Origin of the sequence: Coprothermobacter proteolyticus DSM 5265, from assembly GCF_000020945.1 — a bacterium.
In the GTDB taxonomy this organism is placed as follows: Bacteria; Coprothermobacterota; Coprothermobacteria; order Coprothermobacterales; family Coprothermobacteraceae; genus Coprothermobacter; species Coprothermobacter proteolyticus.
Genome location: NC_011295.1, coordinates 715,359 through 736,203, shown reverse-complemented (window position 1 = coordinate 736,203; position 20,845 = coordinate 715,359). Strand labels below are relative to the sequence as shown.

General features: G+C 44.5%; 16 protein-coding genes and 8 tRNA genes. 3 read left to right on the top strand and 21 right to left on the bottom strand.

The window, feature by feature from the left end; genetic code table 11:
- Position 1 precedes the first annotated feature (1 nt).
- The 5 genes from clpP to COPRO5265_RS03810 all read right to left on the bottom strand — a co-directional run bounded on the left by clpP (position 2) and on the right by COPRO5265_RS03810 (position 2,108).
- A complete protein-coding gene (clpP, locus tag COPRO5265_RS03830) occupies positions 2-601 on the bottom strand; it encodes an ATP-dependent Clp endopeptidase proteolytic subunit ClpP (RefSeq protein WP_012544504.1) in 600 nt (199 codons plus the stop codon).
- A 3-nt stretch (positions 602-604) separates the two neighbouring features.
- Positions 605-1,804 (bottom strand): trigger factor, encoded by a 1,200-nt coding sequence (locus COPRO5265_RS03825; protein ID WP_012544054.1) that lies wholly within the window; start codon positions 1,802-1,804, stop codon positions 605-607.
- A 56-nt stretch (positions 1,805-1,860) separates the two neighbouring features.
- Positions 1,861-1,946: transfer RNA gene (locus COPRO5265_RS03820), tRNA-Leu, on the bottom strand.
- An 8-nt stretch (positions 1,947-1,954) separates the two neighbouring features.
- Positions 1,955-2,030 (bottom strand) — tRNA-Lys (locus COPRO5265_RS03815).
- Positions 2,031-2,032: 2 nt separating this feature from the next.
- A tRNA-Lys gene (locus COPRO5265_RS03810) sits at positions 2,033-2,108 on the bottom strand.
- A gap of 110 nt (positions 2,109-2,218) precedes the next feature.
- Here COPRO5265_RS03810 and nadE point away from each other — a divergent pair.
- The 3 genes from nadE (at position 2,219) to COPRO5265_RS03795 (ending at position 3,796) form a co-directional block, all read left to right on the top strand.
- Positions 2,219-3,109, top strand: coding sequence for an NAD(+) synthase (gene nadE / locus COPRO5265_RS03805; protein WP_012544665.1), 891 nt, complete (start codon positions 2,219-2,221; stop codon positions 3,107-3,109).
- A 96-nt stretch (positions 3,110-3,205) separates the two neighbouring features.
- Positions 3,206-3,580, top strand: coding sequence for a DUF3796 domain-containing protein (locus COPRO5265_RS07380; protein ID WP_012544581.1), 375 nt, complete (start codon positions 3,206-3,208; stop codon positions 3,578-3,580).
- 12 nt (positions 3,581-3,592) lie between these two features.
- Positions 3,593-3,796: a helix-turn-helix transcriptional regulator gene (locus tag COPRO5265_RS03795; RefSeq protein WP_012544037.1), complete on the top strand. Its 204-nt coding sequence runs from the start codon at positions 3,593-3,595 to the stop codon at positions 3,794-3,796.
- A gap of 27 nt (positions 3,797-3,823) precedes the next feature.
- Here COPRO5265_RS03795 and COPRO5265_RS03790 read toward each other — a convergent pair.
- The 16 genes from COPRO5265_RS03790 to COPRO5265_RS03715 all read right to left on the bottom strand — a co-directional run bounded on the left by COPRO5265_RS03790 (position 3,824) and on the right by COPRO5265_RS03715 (position 20,836).
- Positions 3,824-3,900 (bottom strand) — tRNA-Arg (locus COPRO5265_RS03790).
- Between the two features lie 6 nt (positions 3,901-3,906).
- Positions 3,907-3,983 (bottom strand) — tRNA-Arg (locus tag COPRO5265_RS03785).
- An 8-nt stretch (positions 3,984-3,991) separates the two neighbouring features.
- Positions 3,992-4,068: transfer RNA gene (locus COPRO5265_RS03780), tRNA-His, on the bottom strand.
- Positions 4,069-4,073: 5 nt separating this feature from the next.
- A tRNA-Arg gene (locus COPRO5265_RS03775) sits at positions 4,074-4,150 on the bottom strand.
- A 4-nt stretch (positions 4,151-4,154) separates the two neighbouring features.
- Positions 4,155-4,232, bottom strand: a tRNA-Pro gene (locus tag COPRO5265_RS03770).
- Positions 4,233-4,250: 18 nt separating this feature from the next.
- Positions 4,251-5,963 (bottom strand): NAD+ synthase, encoded by a 1,713-nt coding sequence (locus tag COPRO5265_RS03765; protein WP_012543584.1) that lies wholly within the window; start codon positions 5,961-5,963, stop codon positions 4,251-4,253.
- A 66-nt stretch (positions 5,964-6,029) separates the two neighbouring features.
- Positions 6,030-9,725 (bottom strand): 5'-nucleotidase C-terminal domain-containing protein, encoded by a 3,696-nt coding sequence (locus COPRO5265_RS03760; RefSeq protein ID WP_012544234.1) that lies wholly within the window; start codon positions 9,723-9,725, stop codon positions 6,030-6,032.
- A 99-nt stretch (positions 9,726-9,824) separates the two neighbouring features.
- Positions 9,825-11,180, bottom strand: a complete 1,356-nt coding sequence (gene murC / locus COPRO5265_RS03755) for a UDP-N-acetylmuramate--L-alanine ligase (protein WP_012543896.1) — start codon at positions 11,178-11,180, stop codon at positions 9,825-9,827.
- A 1-nt stretch (position 11,181) separates the two neighbouring features.
- Positions 11,182-12,459, bottom strand: a complete 1,278-nt coding sequence (gene der, locus COPRO5265_RS03750) for a ribosome biogenesis GTPase Der (protein WP_012543644.1) — start codon at positions 12,457-12,459, stop codon at positions 11,182-11,184.
- Positions 12,428-13,276: a LytB protein gene (locus COPRO5265_RS03745; protein ID WP_012544492.1), complete on the bottom strand. Its 849-nt coding sequence runs from the start codon at positions 13,274-13,276 to the stop codon at positions 12,428-12,430. The genes der and COPRO5265_RS03745 overlap by 32 nt, the downstream gene beginning before the upstream one ends.
- The gene (cmk, locus tag COPRO5265_RS07375; RefSeq protein ID WP_012543439.1) at positions 13,263-14,429 is read right to left on the bottom strand and encodes a (d)CMP kinase; all 1,167 of its coding nucleotides are present in this window, start codon (positions 14,427-14,429) and stop codon (positions 13,263-13,265) included. Before cmk (COPRO5265_RS07375) ends, COPRO5265_RS03745 begins: the two co-directional genes overlap by 14 nt.
- On the bottom strand, positions 14,426-15,592 hold the full coding sequence (gene cmk, locus COPRO5265_RS07370) for a (d)CMP kinase (RefSeq protein ID WP_012543775.1): 1,167 nt from the start codon (positions 15,590-15,592) through the stop codon (positions 14,426-14,428). Before cmk (COPRO5265_RS07370) ends, cmk (COPRO5265_RS07375) begins: the two co-directional genes overlap by 4 nt.
- Entirely contained in the window at positions 15,589-16,569 is a 981-nt protein-coding gene (gene trpS, locus COPRO5265_RS03730; RefSeq protein ID WP_012544391.1) for a tryptophan--tRNA ligase, read from the bottom strand. The genes cmk (COPRO5265_RS07370) and trpS overlap by 4 nt, the downstream gene beginning before the upstream one ends.
- A 46-nt stretch (positions 16,570-16,615) precedes the next feature.
- The gene (locus tag COPRO5265_RS03725) at positions 16,616-18,733 is read right to left on the bottom strand and encodes a poly(A) polymerase (protein ID WP_012544223.1); all 2,118 of its coding nucleotides are present in this window, start codon (positions 18,731-18,733) and stop codon (positions 16,616-16,618) included.
- 7 nt (positions 18,734-18,740) lie between these two features.
- The gene (locus COPRO5265_RS03720; RefSeq protein ID WP_012543549.1) at positions 18,741-20,030 is read right to left on the bottom strand and encodes a thymidine phosphorylase; all 1,290 of its coding nucleotides are present in this window, start codon (positions 20,028-20,030) and stop codon (positions 18,741-18,743) included.
- Positions 20,030-20,836, bottom strand: coding sequence for a purine-nucleoside phosphorylase (locus COPRO5265_RS03715; protein WP_012544320.1), 807 nt, complete (start codon positions 20,834-20,836; stop codon positions 20,030-20,032). The genes COPRO5265_RS03720 and COPRO5265_RS03715 overlap by 1 nt, the downstream gene beginning before the upstream one ends.
- Positions 20,837-20,845: the final 9 nt, after the last annotated feature.

The window sequence follows — 20,845 nt, the reverse complement described above, 5'->3', positions numbered from 1 at the left end:
ACTAATCCTCTTTCCTAATACGCTTAGTTATAACTTGATCTATGACACCATATTGAACGGCTTCATCCGGAGTCAGTATGAAATCTCTATCCGTATCCTGCAATATTCTGTCAATTGGTTGACCTGTATGTACACTTAGAATCTCATTTATCCTTTGCTTAATCCTTACTAATTCCTTTGCCTGTATTTCCACATCAGTCACTTGCCCTTGCACTCCTCCCATGGGTTGGTGCAAGAGAATCCGAGAATTCGGAAGTGCGAACCTTTTACCTTTCGTACCGGCAGCTAAAAGGATTGCAGCCATGCTTGCTGCCTGTCCAATACACATGGTTACCACATCGGGCTCGATATACTGCATGGTGTCATAAATAGCTAAACCATCGGTGACAATGCCGCCAGGTGAATTAATGTACACATATATATCTCTTTTTGGGTCTTCTGCTTCCAAGAATAGTAGCTGTGCTATGACAACTCCTGCCATTTCTGGCTCAATTTCACCGTTTATGAACACAATTCTGTCTCTTAGTAGCCTTGAGTATATATCGTAACCACGCTCACCACGTGGCGTTTGCTCAATAACATAGGGTATGAGTGGACTCATTAATCAAACCTCCTTGTTTGCCGAAACTTTCTCCTTCAATACTTCAATAAGTTTCTCCAGCTCTACATTGTAACGAGCTTCTTGTCTATTTATACCCTGACGAGTTTTCAAGTATTCATTAACCTCAGCTTCATCCGCCTCTATGCCTAAAGCACTCTTTAAGAACTCTAGTACGAAATAACGTTTCAGAGACTTAGTTACATTCTCGCGGATTTCTGTTAAGACCTCATCAGGGGTTTTCTGCACTTGTGAAGCATAAGATTCTAAGTTCAAACCACTGTTTTCAAGCATGTTAATAAACTCTTCATAGCGATGCTCATACTCATCTTCTATCATGGATGGTGGAAGCTGAATCTCCAGCTGCTCCGCAATGTCATCTAAAACATTATTCAGCCACTCATCTACGTACTGATCCAGTTTATATCTTCTAATCTCTTCTTCAGCAGCTTTTCTTAAGTTCTCTACATTTTCGAAGCCCAAATCAGCTGCCAGTTCGTCAGTTAGTTCAGGTTTTACTTTTCCCTTTATATCAAGCAGCTTTATACGTATTTGGGATTCCCCATCAGGGGTTGCCATGGTTTTCTCTTCCCCCACAGTCATGCTCTTTAGCAAATCATCAGTTCCTTCTAAGAACTCTTCTTTACCAATCTCAATAGTGGTTCTTCTAGGTTTCAAGGGATTGCCCTGTTCATCCAAAAGAGCCCATTCAATCTCGGCAAGATAGCCGTCTTCAGGCTTCTCCACTTCAACGCTTCTTATTACGGACTGATCTTCCAGTAAATGGTCTACTACATCTTCTATTTCTTCCTCAGTTACCTTTGGTTCTTCGTAAGGAGGAAGCTTAGAAAAGTCAATGTCATCAAACCTTGGTTGTGGTAGCAACTCAATCACCATTTTGATGTAAGCTTTTTGTTCTTCAATACTTGATTCTTTTACGTGAACCTTGTACACGGGCGCTTCTAACTCTGAAGCTACGCTGCGAAGTACATCGTCTACGATTTCATCCACTAGCATTTCTTGGAGGTAACTTTGGTTTACATAATTTCTTACCAAGTTAACTGGTGCTTTCCCTTTTCTAAAACCAGGGATTTGAACACTACGCGCAAGTTTTTCTAGTGTTTTATTCTCAATGTTCTGAAACTGCTCTCCCTCGTATGTTTCCTCAACAGACACTTCCACAGAAGAGATTTTGTTCAAATTCATCGTCAGACCTCCTCAACTTGATTACTGTCTAGTATTTCGCTACCACTAATAAAAAATGGTGCGAAGGGCGGGATTTGAACCCGCACGGGTTTAGCCCACTGGATCCTAAGTCCAGCGCGTCTGCCAGTTCCGCCACCTTCGCACCCATTTTGGTGGGCCGTACAGGACTCGAACCTGCAACCCACGGATTAAGAGTCCGTTGCTCTACCTGTTGAGCTAACGGCCCACTGGTGAGCCCGGCAGGATTCGAACCTGCGACTCCCGGCTTAAAAGGCCGGTGCTCTGCCTCCTGAGCTACGGGCCCCGAACATTTAAATAGTATCACATGTTAAATCAGCTGTCAACAAACCTAAGAACTCATAAGCAAAGCTGAATTACTACTCAAATAGACCACGGTATAACTATAATTGTGTTATGAACACAGCCATGGAAGAAACGCAGAGAATTGAACAGTTTCTCCGTAAAGCGCTGGTGAGTGAGAGGAAGCACGGTTACCTCATCGGAGTAAGCGGAGGTTTGGACTCCGCAGTGGTACTTAAGCTTCTAGTGCAAGCTGTTGGCAAAGAAAATGTCCTTGGCTTGATACTACCAGACAGAGATACAGAGAAGAAGTCAACTACTTTGGCCCGCTCGCTTCTGGAGCAAGAGAAGGTACCTTATAAAGTCATATCCATGACCCCACTGCTAAGGCATCTCGGAGTCTACAAGGACATGCCATTGTTTCTGTTGCCTACCAGAGGGCTTAAAGAATCCATCGTAAGACGTTTTTACAACGACTACACAAAAAAACTTAACAAACCGGTTTTCTTTGCACAGTGGGAAGAACCGCCCACACAGCTACCCTATTTCTATGAAGGAATTGCCTATTACAGGATAAAACACAGAGTAAGAATGGCAACCTTGTACTATTACGCTGAGAAGAATGATTACTTATTAGTGGGGTGCACAAACTTGTCCGAAAGACTAATCGGCTTCTACGTTAAGTACGGTGACGACGTGTGTGACGTGGCGCCCATCGCCCACCTCTACAAGACCGAAGTAAGGCAGCTGAGCGAATACCTTTCAGTGCCAGAAGACATAAGGAATAGACCACCCAGCCCCGATCTCATTCCGGGCATAACCGACGAGTATTCTCTCGGAATCAACTATGAAACTTTGGATCAAATACTTGCGGGCTTGGAGGAAGGCAAAACAGCTGAAGACTTAAAGCAGCTATTCCCCGCTGATATCGTGGAACTTGTCATTAACCAGGTAAAGTTTACTCAAAAACTTGAAGGCAAACCTTACATGCTTAAAAGAGCTTAAAGAAAAATGATTTGTTACTTCTACAGTATCTCCTATGTGATGTGATATAATTATCACTAAGTAGACGGCCACTGCACTTTCTAAAGGAGGAAAACTATGTCAAAACGTGTGAATTTCCTTTTTGGGTTTTTCAGTTTGTTTGGTCTAATTGGTTTAAACTACTTCTCAACCCATGATCCGTCGTATCTTAGCTATTTTGCATTTTTTGCTTTCTTGGCTAACTTCTTCGTTGCACGAATAGACACCAGTGTCCTCGATGAACGTTATTATGAAGACGTAAGAGCGGCAAAAGCGTTTGCCTTCGATGTGGCAATAGTTGAAGTAACGATCTTCTTCCTCATAAACTTGATAATGTCATTGTATTTCCCAGCAGCGATTCTGGGACACATTTCCGTTGGGCTTGTGGCTATATGCTACGCATCATTGATCACTACCTATGGAATAAAACTCTACAATTTGGAGAAGCGTTGAGTAGGCTTTCCTATGGCAAAGTTCATATGTAACCTTAAGAAATACAGACAATTAGCTGGGTTAACCCAAGAAGAATTAGCAAACATGGTGCATGTGCGCAGGGAAACCATAGTGCGTTTAGAAGCTGGTAAGTACAACCCTTCCCTAAAGCTTGCCATGGACATTGCAAAAGCTGTAAACGCACCCCTAGAAGAGATATTCATCTTTGAAGAGTAAGACGCACAGTTATCGCTGAGCATCTGCTGGCGCGCCTGGAGGGACTCGAACCCCCAGCCTGCGGATCCGAAGTCCGCTGCTCTATCCAATTGAGCCACAGGCGCGGCTAGTGGTGAGCCCGGCAGGACTCGAACCTGCGGCCTACAGCTTAGGAGGCTGTCGCTCTATCCACCTGAGCTACGGGCCCATTACGTATGGGGTGAGCGAGGGGACTCGAACCCCCAGCCCCCAGATCCACAGTCTGGTGCTCTGACCAGTTGAGCTACGCTCACCATCTTGGTGAGCCCGGCAGGACTCGAACCTGCAGCCCTCGGCTTAGAAGGCCGATGCTCTGTCCAGTTGAGCTACGGGCCCATCCTGGTCGGGGCGGGCGGATTCGAACCGCCGACCTCTTGCTCCCAAGGCAAGCGCGCTAACCAAGCTGCGCTACGCCCCGCAGAAATTTATTATACCATTATTCCCTGCCAGTGTCACGGTCTGGGTTGAATCCATTAACGATGGGCATTCTCCAACCTTTTCCGAAGTTACGCCTGGATACTTTAGGAGCTACTGGAGTTTGTTTTCTCTTAAACTCGCTACTTTTGACCATACGCAGAACCTTGCTTGTGATTTCTTCTCCATACTTGCGGGCAAGCTCAGCAAAAGGCAGGTTATCAACCACATAATCCTCTAACAGAGGATCGAGCACTTCATATGGTGGCAGAACATCCTGATCCTTTTGGTTTACGTTGAGCTCAGCTGAAGGTTCGCGCATCAATGTGCGCTCTGGAATTACAGGTTTCATGGAATTCCTGTACCGAGCAAGCGCATACACCTGAGTTTTAAACACATCCCTGATAGGAGCAAACCCACCAGCCATATCGCCGTAAATGGTTCCGTAGCCAACAGCCGATTCACTCTTATTGGAGCAGGACATAACCAAATACCCTGTCATATTTGAAAGGTAAAAAGCTATATTGGCTCTTATCCTTGCCTGAAGGTTTTCGTCGGCGACATCGAACGTTTGTTTTTGAAACTTTTCCCTTAACACCTCTTCATAGGTTTGGAGAATATGGTCGATCTCAATTACTGAAAGTGTGCACCCAAGGTTAGTGGCCAGCAAATTGGCATCTTCAAAAGATTCTGGGCGATTGAATCGTGTAGGCAGATAAATAAGCTTCACTTTATCAGGGCCCAAAGCATCCACGCTCAAGGTAGCAACCAATGCACTATCAATTCCACCCGACACTGGCACAATCACACCTTTGAAACCCTGTTTATGCACATAATCACTTATAGCAAAAACTAACCCCTTGTAAAGGTTAGCGATATCATCTTCAGGTATCATTACTTTCTGCGCTACCTGTGTTGAGTCAGAGACTACTGCATCTATGGAGATGGTCTTCACCTTTGTTTCTTCTTCTTCTAACTTGCTAGATAAAACCGCAGTTACGTTCTCTTTTAGGGTTACAGGCAAATCAGCCACACAAAGGCTTTCTTCAAAAAAAGGTAGTGAACAAATGAGATCGCCATTATTCAGAACTACCAAGCTTGCTCCATCAAACAATAGCTCGTCTTCGCCCCCAACCATGTTTACGTAAACAATGTTTACATTAAGGGACTTAGCTAAATGCTTGAGCAAGTTTAAACGGTTGTTCAGCTTTTTGTGTTCGTAAGGTGACGCGTTTATGCTTATTAAAGTGGACAAGCCGCTAGCTGCAGCCCACTGCGCAGGTCCATCTGGGTGCCAAAGATCTTCACATACCACTACCCCTACTGATGTATTGGAAAACCTCAAAACAGTACCAGTAGTCCCAGCTTTGAAGTAGCGCATTTCGTCGAAAACATCATAGTTCGGCAGAAGTACTTTTCTGTGACTGCCGACAATCTCTCCCCCATTGATAAGGAATGCACTATTGTAGAGGTCTGTGCCTTCCTTCTCGGGTGCTCCCAGAATAACCACTTGATTACGCGGAACTGACCGTGCTATTTCACGTAGAGCCTGCTGGCTTTGTTGTAGAAAATCTCTGTTAAACAAAAGATCTTCTGGAGGGTACCCGGTTAAAGCAAGTTCAGGAAACACAACAATTTCCGCTTCTTTTAGCGCATCGAGAGCATGAAGAATTTTCTGTTTATTACCATTAAAGTCACCGACTTTTGGGTTTATTTGAGCTAATCCTATTTTCATAAAGATGATTATATAACAGAAAGGGGAGCCGGCTGGCTCCCCTTCTTCAGCGTGCGTAGCTACTGCTTACGGAATTATTGTTATTCTGCCGACTACTTCGTAGTCAATAGTCTTTCCTTCTTCAGTCATCTGCTTTATGGCTTCAATGATTGCATCACGCACTAGAACAAAGGTGTTGGTAACGTTTGTACCGTTCTTAAACGCCGCGAACCCGTCTCCACCAGTTGCCAAGAAATCATTCGTTGCGACTTTGTAAGTTGCATCCAAGCTAAACTCTTTACCATTTTCAAAGGAGACCGCAGTAACTCTTTCGCCTATGGGCTTGCTCATGTCACAAGTCCACCTGATCCCGGAAGGTTGTAGTTGACCCTTGCTAGCTCCATTTGCATCAGATTCGCCTTCCTTCAGGCAAGATCTCTCGAGCAGAGCTTTAATGTCTGCGCCTTTAAGATCCATCACAACAACCGTGTTGTCAAATGGCATCAGCTGCCAAATGGTGCCCACAGTTATTGTGCCTGTTGGAATGTCGATGCGAATACCACCTGCATTCTGGAAAGCTGCATCCACAACAGCATCGATGGCTTTGCTTGCAGCCTGCAGTATGATGTCGGAAGTGAAGTCACCTAAATTGGATTCGCCGTAGTAGTTCCTTGTTAATCCCTTCTCAGTGTACCCAATCTCAGTGCTGAATACTGGACCTACTTTTTCGTCATATGTTGCAATGATTTCTGCCACGGCTGGAACGGTTGTTTCTGAAGTAACCTTAGGAGCAATCAAAGTTGCTGTCTTCATCAGAGTTTCGCCTTCCAGCGCATCGTAAAGAAGCCCTATACCGCCGATTCGACGCCCATTGTACCAAGCTTGCACCGTGGGTACTCCATCAATGAATCCAGCAACCTGGGTATGGCTGTGTCCCGTAATCAGTGCATCTGGTTTATAGCTTGCAATATCCACAACAGATGGGCCTGTTATGGAACCTGTCTTGGAATCTTGATAGGCACTATCGTGAGCGAGAACAACAACAAGATCAGTTTTATCTTTCAGCTCGGTTATGTAGGGCTGTATGGAGCTGGCGCTCTTAAATTCCAACCCGCCCACAATAGACGGATGAGCTGTTATGGAAGATTCCGGTGTAGTGAAGCCAACAACGCCCACACTAAGAAAGCCTTTTTCAAGCACTGCATAGGGTTTTGCAAAGTCCACCGGTTCTCCTGTCTCTTTATCAAAAATGTTTCCAGAAACTATGGGGAACTTAGCCTGTTCTATGCGTTCCTTTAGCACATCCAGACCCCAGTCAAACTCGTGGTTTCCAATGGTCATAGCATCGGCGCCAATAGCGTTGTGCAGTGCAATCAATGGCTCACCGTGAAGTATGGTTGACGTAGGAGTACCCTGCATCAAATCTCCAGCATCAAAGAAGTATGTATAAAGAGGGTTCTCTGCCCTGTACTTGTTCACATACCAAGCAATGGTCTCGTATCCGCCCACCGTAGCTTTCAGGTTGCTGTCATTATAGAAAGTGCTTATGTTGCCGTGGAAATCGTTGATACTGAGCATGCGCACATTGGGGAAGCGGCTCCAGTGAAGCATGTAAACAAGTTCGCTTTCAGTAATTCTGTCCTTGGGAGCAATTTTGCCATCCCTTGTCTTGAGCCAACCGTACTTCAACGCAGCCGCTACATAGGGTCGTGCCCAAGAGGAGACCTCCTCAGCGTCTGGATAGTTGGCTAGAATGCTGTTGGCCTCATCAGCATTTGGCAGTGTTTCTGCTGCTTTCATTCCTCTTAATGCAACCACAACGGACTGTTCTCTGGTCAAACCTTCTTCTAATCTTACAGTGTCATCACCATATCCAACGTAAAGTCCCGTCTGCAACAAAGGCTTCACGCAGCTGTTTGCATTAGGGTCAAGATCCTTAAACTCTGGTATCTCCCCGCTAGGGGTTGCGGTAATGTAAACGGGTGTGAAGAAGCAAGCAGCGCTTCCTCTGGTCAGGCTAACAGAAGGCCCTTGATATCCTGCATACAGAGTCTTAGTTTCGTCCAAGGTAGCATAATCGTTTACCAAAGCAGGAGCATTGTATAAGAGATAAGTTGGGGTTATAGACCAGTTGTGATCGGTCTCAGGGGCAATGGTCTTCTGTTCTTTTATATAGTTTACGATGTACTCAGCAATATCAATGTCACTTTCCCAAAGCTTTTCGGCACCTTTGAATACAGTGTCGCGTAGCGATTCAAACCTGTGGTTGTTAATGGCGATCACATACCAATCGTCCATTTTCAGTGGTTCTCCCTTGTAAGTCAGGTTAACCACTCTTTCTCCCACAGGTTTCGTTACATCTATTTGGTAACTGACGCCCGATACACCATCAAAATTGTAGGCACGGAAATTCGGATCAGAGCTTAAGGTTGCACCGTTTAACGGATCATAGCCATAAACAAAATACTTTGCTGAATTCTCCAATAAATCTTTAATCATTTGACCTGTTACTTTTACCTTGTAAAGCGTGTTGGCATAAATGTACAATGCGTTTACATCTTTGATTGTGATGGGGCCCTTAGTAAATGTAGGCGGCGTTGTAGGGAGTATGGCCTGTACGGCAATGTCAGTACCGGCAGCCCATTCCATGGCTTTTAGCTGGATATCAAAGTATGCATTATCAGACATACGAGCTGTCAACGGATCTAAGACAGGGAAATCTTCACTAAATTCTCCGATGGGAGTCCGAATGAATTGGAGAACTTCTTCGTGCTCCTTTTGCATCAGAGCAACAAGTTCTTTGTCTTCTTCATAATCCTTCATCTTAACTGTTGTGGGAACTGCCTCGGAAACTTTCCATGCACCGTTTTCCTTAACTAAGGTAAGGTCAATTCGACCAACAGCTTTCGCCCAAGAGCTTGGCTGAACAACAGGGATTTTTGCTCCAGAAGATGTGGTAATTACTTTCGCAAATTCATTGTGATCGTGTCCTGAAAGAACAGCATCAATACCTGGAACCTTGTCTACAACGTTGAAAATGAAGTTCTCAGGGTACTCGCGAGTGCTGTAGGTCTTGGTCTCTGGATCGTATTCCAGTCCGGAGTGACCGGCTAAAATCACTACATCTACCTTTTCTTCATTTTTGAGGATGTTTACGTACTTCTTAGCCGTCTCAACGGGATCAATTAGATCCACACCTTCCAAGTTCGCTGGTTTTTCCACCTTCTTAACCACTAAGCTGGTAAGACCAAGAATTCCGATCTTTACACCGGAACGTTCAATGACCACATACGGTTTGAAATATGGCTCCTCAGTTCCAGCTTTTACCACGTTCGCAGAAATGACTGGTACGGAAAGAGATTCTACAAACTTCTTTAGAGCCTCCATACCAAAATTAAACTCGTGATTTCCTAAAACCACTGCGTCGTACTTCAGGTAATTCATAGCTGCAGCCATGGGATTTAGAGTAGCTGTAAGATAGTTTTCAACTAGCGGTGTGCCCTGTAAATAATCACCGTTGTCTACAAGAATCGTGTTGGGGTTTTCCGTGCGCACTTTATTAACATAAGTGGCAACCTTAGATAGACCAAAACTTTGATCCTCTTTGTCCTTACCGTAGTCATAAGCCAGAATATGACCGTGGACATCTGAAGTCTCTAGTACTGTGATTTTTACTGTCTCCTGTGCACCGACATTTACTGGAAGAGCAAAACCAACTACCATAGCGAGGACTAAAACTAGGGACAAATACCTTTTTAGAAGCTTTCCATCCAAGTCTAACACCTCCTCCTTTGCAGGTTGAACATGAATAGTTACTATAAATATTATACGTTGGAAAATTAAGAGTTAGTTAACGAAAAAGCTTTTTGAAGAATTGGTTGACTAGCTTTTTGTGGAGTTTTCTGTATAGAACTCTTCCGCCCAATTACCGATACTTCCCAAACCGGCAAAGAGCACAATATCATAGCCGTTCATGATGTTAGGCAGATCTTGGAATAACTTCTCTTTGTCTGAATAGAAGAACTTGTTCCTACTACCTATTTCTTCATATAACGGATAACTACTGGTGTCTTCAACAGGTTCATCTGATGGATATATTTCTGTGATAACCACATCGCTCCACAGGGAAAGCTCTTCCACAAAGTCCTTAAACAGGAGCTTGTATCTACTATAACGGTGAGGCTGAAAAATAAGTAGAACCCGCCGCTTACTCGATTCAAACACTTCACGAAGAGCTTTTAGTTCTGTTGGATGCAAAGCAATGTCCACCATAACCGATGTTCCATTTACGCTGCCCAGAATCTGCTGTCTTCTGCGCGGAGTTTGAACTTCCTCCAAAACCTTCGCGGCGGAGTTTGGATTTATCCCCATGGCAACAAGCACAGAGAAAGCCATGGCTAAATTCAATCCATTATGTTTACCGAAAATTTCATCGTTTAAAATAGTGAATTGCTTCCCTTCATAACAAACACTTATCTTAGGGTTCACGCCTTCAAGCTCAAGCGCATCAATGCGTATATCCGGCGAACCAAAACCACACCAGTGCACACGCCTTGAAGAGTAATCCATTCCCCTGAGCAAGGGATCGTTGTAGTTCAACACAGCAATACTGTTGTGAGGGCGACCCAATATGAAGCGGTGCACCGTAGCAGCCAAGTTCTCCATCGTTCCATAGAAAGGTAGGTGATCGTCATCCAAGTTTAGAACGACTTTCACCGATGCAGGAATCCTTACTAGGCTACCATCACTTTCGTCTACTTCTCCTATGACAGGTCCGCTCCCCAGTTTTGCATTTCCACCTAAAGGGTTTACCACGGCGCCTCCTATGAAAGTTGGATCAAAACCCAAAAGTTCCAGCCCCTGCGCTATGAATCCCGTAGTCGACGATTTACCGTGAGTACCTGTTACTGCTACCGATAAACCTTCGTCCAGAAGATCTGCTAGAATCTCTGAGCGGTGCAGAACAGGAATGTGTTCATCCAAAGCAGCTCTAAACTCCTCATTGTCCGGTTTAATAGCTGAGGAATAGACAACAAAATCTGCATCTTGAAGATGCTTTGGGTCATGTCCTGTAAACAAAGTTACACCACACGCTGATAAATCTGCTTTTGTCATAAAGTGAGGTTGCACGTCGCAGCCCGAAACAGAAATGCCTCTTTGAGCTAAGATTTTAGCAAGGGCACTCATGCCCATGCCCCCTACAGCCATGAAGTGATATCTTCCCTGCCACTGTACCATTTTAGGATTTCTCCAATATAACTTTTGGCAAAGCCGTCTTTATCCCCATGGATTTCTTGAGCTGTCTTCTAAAATAAGTCATTATATTCGATGGCATTTCCGCTTTGTTAGCAAAGACTTTTACCACCGAAGGCAAAGTGGATACTTGCAGCGCAAAGTAGAAACGATAACCGGTAATGATTTCTTCCAAAGGCTTTATGAGCTCAGTGAGCTCGCGAGGCTTAAAAGTAATGCCGAGGTCTTGTCTTGCCAGATGCAAAGCATCAGTCACCTTATCCACATTGTAGTTCTCTTCTGCCGATGCTGCGATCACCGCTTTTCGATCAACCCACGGGAACTTGTCTAAGAATGCTTCGGTGAGAATGCTCTCAGCTTTGCGTGGATCTTCCGCAAGATCGATTTTGTTCAGAACTGCAATGTAACCAATTCCTTCTTCCTCTGCTATTCTTATGACACTTTCGTCCAAAGATGTGAGTCCAACAGAAGCGTCTATAACATGAATTAGTACCTGCTGTTTGCGTAATCGATTTTCCAATCTTTTCACTGCCAGCATTTCTGGAACAGAAAGCCGTCTTAGGTCTCCTTTTCTTAGTCCCGGAGTATCAGTTACTTCCACAACCATGTCCTTCACATTTATGGTTTCTGTGATGAAATCCAAGGTTGTACCAGGCATTTCAGATACTAGCACGCGTTCTTTGCCTAAGAGTCTGTTCATAAGCGTCGATTTGCCTGCATTTGTGCGACCTATGACCGAAACTCTAAACTCAACATCTTCTTTAGTTATGTCTTGATCTTCCTCACCTAGATATTTCCACATTAGGTCCAATAAGTCCCCGCTGTTGCGGCCAGTTGTAGCAGATACAAATTGGACTTTATCAAAACCCAGATTATAAAGGTCAGGATTAAAACCTTCAGGCAACAGGTCCATTTTGTTACCTACTACTATGACCTCTTTCCCCATTTTCCTTAGATCTTGTGCAATGTCGTATTCCACAGAGCTAAGGTGCTCGCTAGCATCTACAACAAACAAAACTACGTCAGCATCCTGCGCTATTTCCAGGGAACGTTTCCAAAATGATTCTAAATCCTGCTCACCTCGATACAGTCCGCCTGTATCAACAAGCTCAAAATAACGGCCTCGCCACTCACAAATGTGGGAAAGATAATCGCGTGTTACACCTGGCTGATCATAGGTTAGTGCTTTACGCCCTCCCACTAGGCGATTGAAAAGAGAAGATTTTCCCACATTAGGAGCTCCAATTATTACAAACCTTTTCATATGCGGTAATTATTCTATCATAGGCTTGGTAGACCAGATCTAGTGGTGTTGAAGCCCCTGCTATGATCCCAACGATATCATAGTTCAGGGCAAAAGACGCTGCCTCATCTAGATCAAGCGTGAGGAGTACTGGCTTACCAGATGCTGAGGCTTTTGCAGCCAGGTGCCTGCTGTTGGCACTAGTAGAAGAACCCAGGATTATCAGAGCATCACAATTTTCAATAAGCTGAGCATTTGCTTGTTGACGTCCCTTGGTAGCAGTACAAATGGTGTCCATAATGCGGTAACCTTCAGCGTCTAACTCGTGCAAAATAATTGGATCTGTGGTGCTTTGAAACACTACAGGGAAACGCTTGTCCGCCAGCTTACCTTCTGGTCCGCAAAGTACATACGAGCCTTCCGGAAGCTCCGAAGTCAATGCTCTTATCTCCTGATGCTGTGAATCACCAACTATGTTGACCTTACCGAAGTTCTTAACTGCTTCCAACGCTTTCTTGTGCACAAAAAGAACCAAAGGGCAAACGGCATCTACTACTTTACAGTTCTTCTCCTTCAGACGTTCCAAAACATCCTTTGGCGTACCATGGGCTGATAGCACTACCCAGGAATTAGAAGGAATCTTCTCTACGTCTTCCTCCAGAATCAACCCATGCTTTGCAAGGTCAGCCATGACAATTTCGTTGTGAACCAAAGGGTGAACAGCAAAAACAGTTCCGTGCTTTTCCAAGATCTTGCGACAAAGCTCGATGCTCCTTTTTACTCCGAAACAGGGACCTTGCGGGAAAGCCAAATGAAGTTCCTTTTTACATACTTTCATAAGCGTTCACCATAAGCTTTTTAACTTTATCAGATATGTCATTTTCTCGAAGGCCAAATACGTCAATAGGGTATACGGGGTCAAGGAAAGCTATTCTTACATGCCGAGTAAAAAATGTATTCACCGTTATTCTCTCTAAGCCTTTTATGACCACAGGGACGACAGGCGCCATTCTTTTTCGAAGAAAATAAAAAGCACCTTCTTTGAAAGGCCCCATAATACCATCAGTGAAAATCTTTGACTCCGGGTAAATAACGACGATCTTCTCTTTGGTCAGCAACGCACGGATGGCCTTTATAGCCTTAAGGTCTGGAGTATCCCTGACAATGGTAACAGCATTCAAAATAGAGAGCAAAGGCCCAAGTATGCGCCGAAGCTCCACTTTTGCTACGTAGTAAGCCGACCTTTGCAAGACTGCTGCAAGGCACACTCCATCCCAAGCGCTTGTATGATTAGGTGTGAGTATCCAGCGACCATACTTCAAAGGATGACTTTTTACTACCTCTATACGAAATAGCCCTCTTACCGGTGGACCTAGTACGTATTGCAAAAAACGTTGAAAGTCGAATTCGTCCTTAGGTAAGCGCCCCTCCATCTCCTTTATCGTCTCTTCTACACTCTGATAACTGTTATCAATGATTATGGCATCCTCAGCTGCCTTGGCTGGCGCTATCTCCCTCTTCTTGTCCCTTTCGTCCCTCTCTGCTATGTTTACTTCTTCTCCTACTTGCTCTGCTCTACGCCTCGCCCTAACCCCTTCTTCTGCTGTTAGGAAAAACTTCACTCCAGCTTCGGGAAATACTACTGTGCCTATGTCTCTGCCTTCTATGACATAGTTCCCGCCTTCGGCTACAAACCTTAGTACGTTGTTTACTTCATCCCTAACCTCTCTCAATAACGCTATTTCTGATGCTCTGCTGCCTATCTCTTCTCGCTGTAGCTCCGCCGATATGCCTTTACCTTCCCATTCTATGTCCCACTCAATTTTCAGCTTGTGCTCCTTTATAGCTTCTAAAAGGTCCACATCAGGCTCTAATGCCTTGAATCGGTATAACTGCCCAGAACTGATGAACCGAAATCCAATGGCTTTGGCTAATCCTTTGCCAGCTGTGGTCTTCCCACTACCTGCTAGTCCATCTATGGCTATGATCATAAGCTGTTGTAGCACTCCGAAATCTGTTCGCGCACCATTCTGGCTATTTCCTCTTCTTTCATGCCGATTACATCCACAGGGTAAATGGGATCCAAGAAAGCTATTCTTACATGGCGGTTCCAAAAGGTATTGAAACTGAGGTTTTCCAACCCTTTAATGACAACGGGAATCACGGGTGCCATTTTCTTGCGAACGAAGTAGAAAGCTCCATTCCTAAACTCGCCCACAGTTCCGTCTCGGTGGCGATGACCTTCAGGGTACATAACTACCAGCTTTTCGCCGTATAAGAAATGCCGAACAGTTCTTATGGCTCTGACGTCAGGTTTGTTCCTAGCAATGGGGCTTATATCCAATAGCGAAAGAAGAGGTCCTAAGGAGTGCTTGAGCTCGGCTTTTGCCATGAAATGCAGAGGCCGAGGTACTTTTGCTGCTAAGCAGATAGGATCCCACCCACTAACATGATTAGGTGTGAGTATCCAGCGACCATACTTCAAAGGATGACTTTTTACTACCTCTATACGAAATAGCCCTCTTACCGGTGGACCTAGTACGTATTGCAAAAAACGTTGAAAGTCGAATTCGTCCTTAGGTAAGCGCCCCTCCATCTCCTTTATCGTCTCTTCTACACTCTGATAACTGTTATCAATGATTATGGCATCCTCAGCTGCCTTGGCTGGCGCTATCTCCCTCTTCTTGTCCCTTTCGTCCCTCTCTGCTATGTTTACTTCTTCTCCTACTTGCTCTGCTCTACGCCTCGCCCTAACCCCTTCTTCTGCTGTTAGGAAAAACTTCACTCCAGCTTCGGGAAATACTACTGTGCCTATGTCTCTGCCTTCTATGACATAGTTCCCGCCTTCGGCTACAAACCTTAGTACGTTGTTTACTTCATCCCTAACCTCTCTCAATAACGCTATTTCTGATGCTCTGCTGCCTATCTCTTCTCGCTGTAGCTCCGCCGATATGCCTTTACCTTCCCATTCTATGTCCCACTCAATTTTCAGCTTGTGCTCCTTTATAGCTTCTAAAAGGTCCACATCAGGCTCTAATGCCTTGAATCGGTATAACTGCCCAGAACTGATGAACCGAAATCCAATGGCTTTGGCTAATCCTTTGCCAGCTGTGGTCTTCCCACTACCTGCTAGTCCATCTATGGCTATGATCATAAGCCTATAATATCCAGCACCTCTCTCATGGTCTCTTTTGCCACCTTCTCAGCTTTTTCGTTGCCGTAGGACGCTATTTTCCAGAGTTCTTCTTCATGCTCTAAATAGTAGAAATACTTCTCCCGTATGGGCTCAAGATACTGCCAAATGATGTCAGCCAGCATATTCTTGTGTTCAACGCATCCCAAAAGCCCCTGAACACAACGATCGTAAATGTCTTTAGAATAAGCACTGTCCACAAAGCCTTTCTCCAACTGAAATACTGAGCAAATATCTGGATGACCGGGATCGGACTTTCTTATCTTCTGAGGATCTGTTATCATTTGTCTGACCTTGAATCTTACGGTTTCATGGTCGTCTTCAATGCTGATCACATTTGAATATGACTTGCTCATCTTTCTTCCGTCTGTACCAGGAAGTACGGGATACTCATTTAGCACAGCCTGAGGTTCAGGGAAGAACTCCACACCGAATAGACTGTTGAACCGCCTTGCGATCTCACGTGAAATCTCTAAGTGAGGCTGCTGGTCTTTTCCCACTGGAACCATGGTACCTTTGTAAAGCAAGATATCTGCAGCCTGCAATACTGGATACCCCAACAACCCATAAGGTAGAGGCTCTTCTGCTCTGACCATGTCCTTTAATGTAGGATTACGCTCTAACCATCCCACAGGCGTTATGGCAGAAAAAATGGTAAAAAGCGTTAGGTGCTCTGGCACCTGCGATTGAATAAAGATGGTGCTCTTTTCTGGATCAAGTCCCACTGCAAGTAGTGTGGCAAGTACTTTCTTTGTATTTTCTTTTATTTCTCTGCTACGTTCTTCAAGACCGAACAACGCATGCCAATCGGCAATAAAGTAAAAACACGGATATTTTTCCTGCAGATCAACCCATTGCTGCAGTGCACCACGTAGATTTCCGAGGTGCGGTACACCGGTTGGTCTTATACCGCTTACAACTACATCGTTATTTGCCACATTTTCACCTCCAACAAAGCTTTTTCACAGTCTACATGCATTATCGCTACTGCCAATCCGTAAGTAGATTACCTATGGTCCCTTCCTCTTCCAACTTTTCAGATAAAGCTTTAAGCCTGCCAGCACCGCCGAGGAGCCTAAAAAAACGTTCTCTTTCTGCTCTATCCTTAAAGCCCAGACCCAGGATTACTGTGACCAGTTCATAGATCCTTCTAACTTCCATGGTCCGTACTTGTTGCTCCTGCTGAAATTCCTCAAGCATGGACATTAGCCTTTCATCAAACACAAAAGACCTACCAAAGAACCTCATAAGATCGAAGTTTATGACATCTCTTACGTTTTCGAACACTTGAGAGGATCTAAGCAAGCTTCGAAGTTCCATGAGCACTCGTGGCGCTGGTTTGCCTTGCACCTGGACCGCTGTAAGTTCCTGTCTGAGCTGAGAATCCAGCGAAAAATTCAGCCTGTTCTTGTAGTTTATAGCTCTAAAAGCTCTGGAAGGGTCCTCTCTGAGTGACCAAGGTTTTATAAGTCTTATAACTCTGTCTTTTAGATCGTCCAACCCTTGGAATGGGTCCAGAATACTTACACCAGGTGTAAGCTGCAAAGCTATGGCGTTTATGGTAAAATCTCTTCTCTCCAAATCCTCCAATATGGTAGCAGGCTCTACTTCTGCTAACACCCCAGGGCTCTTGTACAAGTCTTTGCGAGCTCTTGTGAATTCAACCTTAGTTCCGTTCCATTCACATTTCACTGATAAAGTCTTACCGAACATATCATAGCCCACACCTAGCTCATCTAAAGCCAAGCAAATTTTCTCGATATCGCCCTCAAAGCACAAATCAATATCGTCAGGTGTCTTGCCTAAGAGGTAATCTCTGATGGCGCCACCAACCAAATACACGTTTAGCCCTTTTTTCGAAAGATGCTCAAGCAAAGAGCCAATTTGGTCATACAGTGTTTCTCCTACCCTGATAACTTCACTGCGGTTTTCATAAAACTGAACCACACCTTGCCTTAACAAGTCATCTGTGGTTGCAATGTAAAACTCATCATCTTTTTTAACAACTAGAGGAATACGCTGTCTGAGAATGGGGTAAGCCTTTGCCAAATCGTCTTGCTGCTCAAAACATGGTAACACCCTTGAAAAACCGAGGACATCACTCTCTCCAAGTCCTAACCTTTCCAATCTTTCTAAGTCGTGCCTAGTTATAAAATAGAGCCCACGCTCCTCCTGTAAACATACCACAGCCAAACCGTAGTCGCGAGAATAACGTAACGCCTCTTTTACGCTGCATGGTTTCAACAAAACCATCTTTGACAAGCTAACTTCCGTCACCAACGTTTGAGCTAACATCTTTGACCTAAGCAAATCGGGCAGGGTCTCGTAAAAGCTTATTAAATTGCCTCTCTTTCTGAACACAAAAGCATACTTGTGGCCACTCGGATTAAGGTCTTGCAAGAGATCCCACAGTGGCACGGTCTCGTCACTGCGACATATGCCAAGTATCCTACTCTTGCTTCCCACAAGAAGTACGTAAGCATTTATATCCTGCATGGATTGTAGTAGCTGTACCACTGAAGAAATTTCCCCTTCACTTTCCTTCTCATAGATATATGAGATATCTATGATCTTGCTCAGTAGTCTGATTTCATGCTGCCGTTCAAGTATTTTGAACATGGCTTTGAAGTGTGACTCACTAAGAGGCGGACTCACGTGAATATCCAACTCGAAGGGCCTTTTCATTAGGCGCCTAAGGGAGCTTACAGCTGCAAAGTCCCAAGGCTTAGCTGAGTGATATCGAAGAAAACCAGTATCTTCATATATGCCTGACATGAGTAGTTCCAAAACATTCTCAGACATCTTCTGCAGATATCCGCAGTCTTCAAGCCATATGGCTACCGCACTGCTGTTTGCGCCGTATACTGTGCCATGGTGGTCAAAGATGAACTCTGCTTTCCAGTTTCCTAGGCTGTCTGTGTCACAAAAGATCACGTTACCCTCAACGCTATCCGTTACCCATTCTTGTACAGCATGTGAAAGACGAGCAACATTTCTGTTTTTGGGTTCTGGCAAGAACATTTTTCCACCGAACACATGTGCAAGTGCTAAAGCAGAACCGAAAGCGTCAAGATCGACTCCTTTATGTACTACGATAGTCATGACTCAATTATTGGTAACTACTCCACCAAATAAGTGGCCGCTCCTGGGGTTCTGTCTCCGTTATAGTAAAAGCATGCTCAAGCCTCTTTAGTGCACTATTTAGGGTATTTTCATTATTGAAATACACAAGCGCCACGATATCACCAGCATCGACTTTGCTACCACCTTCAACAAGGAACTTTATACCAACGCCATGATCAATGTTGTCTTCTTTTTTCTTTCGTCCGCCACCCAGCTCAACTACTGCCATGCCCACTTCCTTTGTATCTACGAACGTCAAATAGCCTGACTGCTGTGCTCTGAGTTCATGAACGCTTTTGGCCATGGGAAGTAAGGAATAATCTTCTACCACTTTAGGATCTCCACTCTGAGCCTCTATCATTTGTGCAAACTTCTCCAGGGGCTTACCTGAAGCGATAAGTTGATCTACGTCAGGAGCTTCTACACCTGTACTGTTCACAGTATCTTTGTACAGTTCCTTTACCAGTGTAGCGAACCTGTTTTCTACCTTGCCTTTGAGGAATTCCAAAGCTTCGATTACTTCAAGAGAGTTGCCAACACTGCATCCCAGTGGTTCATTCATGTCGGTGACATGAATTTCCACCTTTCTACCAAATTGTTCAGCTAAGCTCATCATGATTCTGCAAAGCTCTTTGGCATCTTCCAGGCTAGTTATGAATGCCCCATTACCTAGTTTTACATCCAAACTTACCAGGTCGCTGCCTACGGCAATCTTCTTTGACATTATGCTGGAAGCAATCAAAGGTAAAGATTCCACAGTTGCAGTTACATCTCTCAAACTGTAGAGCTTCTTATCTAAAGGTGCTAGGCTTTCGGACTGAGAGACGATGGCTAAACCCGCACGTCTCAAGAGTGCCTTGAACTCCTCTGTAGAGAACTCGGTTCGCAGCCCAGGAATGGATTCCAGCTTGTCGATGGTTCCTCCTGTGTGTCCTAAACCACGGCCACTCATTTTAGAAACTACTAAGCCCGTTGACGCTAAAAGTGGCACTATGGCCAAGGAGACTTTGTCACCCACACCGCCAGAAGAGTGTTTGTCCACTTTTATTCCATCTATGTCGCTGAGATCCAGCTTTTCGCCACTACTAACAATTTGCTCAGTTAACCAAAATGTTTCTTCATCGTCCAAACCTTTTAAGAACGCTGCCATTAACCAAGCTGAAATTTGGTAATCAGCTACATTACCATTGAGGTACTGTGAAAAGAATTCTTTCATAGAATCCCTGGTATGTTTTTCACCGTCTCGCTTTACTCTTATGAACTCCTGAGGTAACACTACAAGGTCACCTCCTGAAGAAATTCCCAAATCAGATCACTTAATCTTTCACTGGCTTCTTCCGCCGCCGCTAATACCATCTCATGACTGATGTCCTGAATGATATATGGGAGAGCCATATCCGTTATCACAGATACACCCAATACGGGTAGGCTCATGTGTGCAGCTACAATGCATTCTGGAACTGTGCTCATGCCCACTGCATCTGCTCCGAATCCTTGCATCATTTTCAACTCAGCATGAGTTTCGTACGTAGGACCGGAAACAGCTAAGTACACACCCTCACGCAGAGTTAAACCTTTCCTGACTGCTATTTCACGTAGCTTATTCATGTGCTGCTCGCTGTAAACGTGATAAAGGTCAACAAAGCGGGGACCCCATTCTTCCACATTTGGACCTATTAAGGGATTCACGCCCATGAAGTTGATATGGTCGGTTATGAGCATCAAATCACCTACATGGAACTTAGGGTTTAATCCTCCTGCCGCATTAGTTACAATGAGCAATTTGGCTCCCAATAGTTTGGCTACCCTGACAGGGTAGGTAACTTCTGCCATGCTGTAGCCTTCATAGTAGTGAAATCTGCCACTAAAAGCCATAACCTTGTTCTTACCTATGACCCCTGAAAGGATTTCGCCAGCATGACCTTTCACGGTACTCTTTGGGAAATGAGGTATATCGTGGTAAGGTATTCGAACTTTAACGTCCATTCTCTTAACTAAGTTACCCAGACCAGAACCGATGATTATAGCAACATCAGGTCTGTCCATCTTCTTTTCTAAGAATTGAATAGTTTCAGTCACCATGTCTCTGAT

Excerpts from the sequence above, each read along its gene's own strand:
- nadE (WP_012544665.1), top strand. The coding sequence starts at position 2,219 with ATGAACACAGCCATGGAAGAAACGCAGAGAATTGAACAGTTTCTCCGT.
- COPRO5265_RS03825 (WP_012544054.1), bottom strand. The coding sequence starts at position 1,804 with ATGAATTTGAACAAAATCTCTTCTGTGGAAGTGTCTGTTGAGGAAACA.
- murC (WP_012543896.1), bottom strand. The coding sequence starts at position 11,180 with ATGGTACAGTGGCAGGGAAGATATCACTTCATGGCTGTAGGGGGCATG.
- der (WP_012543644.1), bottom strand. The coding sequence starts at position 12,459 with ATGAAAAGGTTTGTAATAATTGGAGCTCCTAATGTGGGAAAATCTTCT.
- COPRO5265_RS03725 (WP_012544223.1), bottom strand. The coding sequence starts at position 18,733 with ATGACTATCGTAGTACATAAAGGAGTCGATCTTGACGCTTTCGGTTCT.
- COPRO5265_RS03715 (WP_012544320.1), bottom strand. The coding sequence starts at position 20,836 with ATGGTGACTGAAACTATTCAATTCTTAGAAAAGAAGATGGACAGACCT.
- cmk (WP_012543775.1), bottom strand. The coding sequence starts at position 15,592 with ATGATCATAGCCATAGATGGACTAGCAGGTAGTGGGAAGACCACAGCT.
- clpP (WP_012544504.1), bottom strand. The coding sequence starts at position 601 with ATGAGTCCACTCATACCCTATGTTATTGAGCAAACGCCACGTGGTGAG.
- COPRO5265_RS03745 (WP_012544492.1), bottom strand. The coding sequence starts at position 13,276 with ATGAAAGTATGTAAAAAGGAACTTCATTTGGCTTTCCCGCAAGGTCCC.
- cmk (WP_012543439.1), bottom strand. The coding sequence starts at position 14,429 with ATGATCATAGCCATAGATGGACTAGCAGGTAGTGGGAAGACCACAGCT.
- COPRO5265_RS03795 (WP_012544037.1), top strand. The coding sequence starts at position 3,593 with ATGGCAAAGTTCATATGTAACCTTAAGAAATACAGACAATTAGCTGGG.
- COPRO5265_RS07380 (WP_012544581.1), top strand. The coding sequence starts at position 3,206 with ATGTCAAAACGTGTGAATTTCCTTTTTGGGTTTTTCAGTTTGTTTGGT.
- COPRO5265_RS03765 (WP_012543584.1), bottom strand. The coding sequence starts at position 5,963 with ATGAAAATAGGATTAGCTCAAATAAACCCAAAAGTCGGTGACTTTAAT.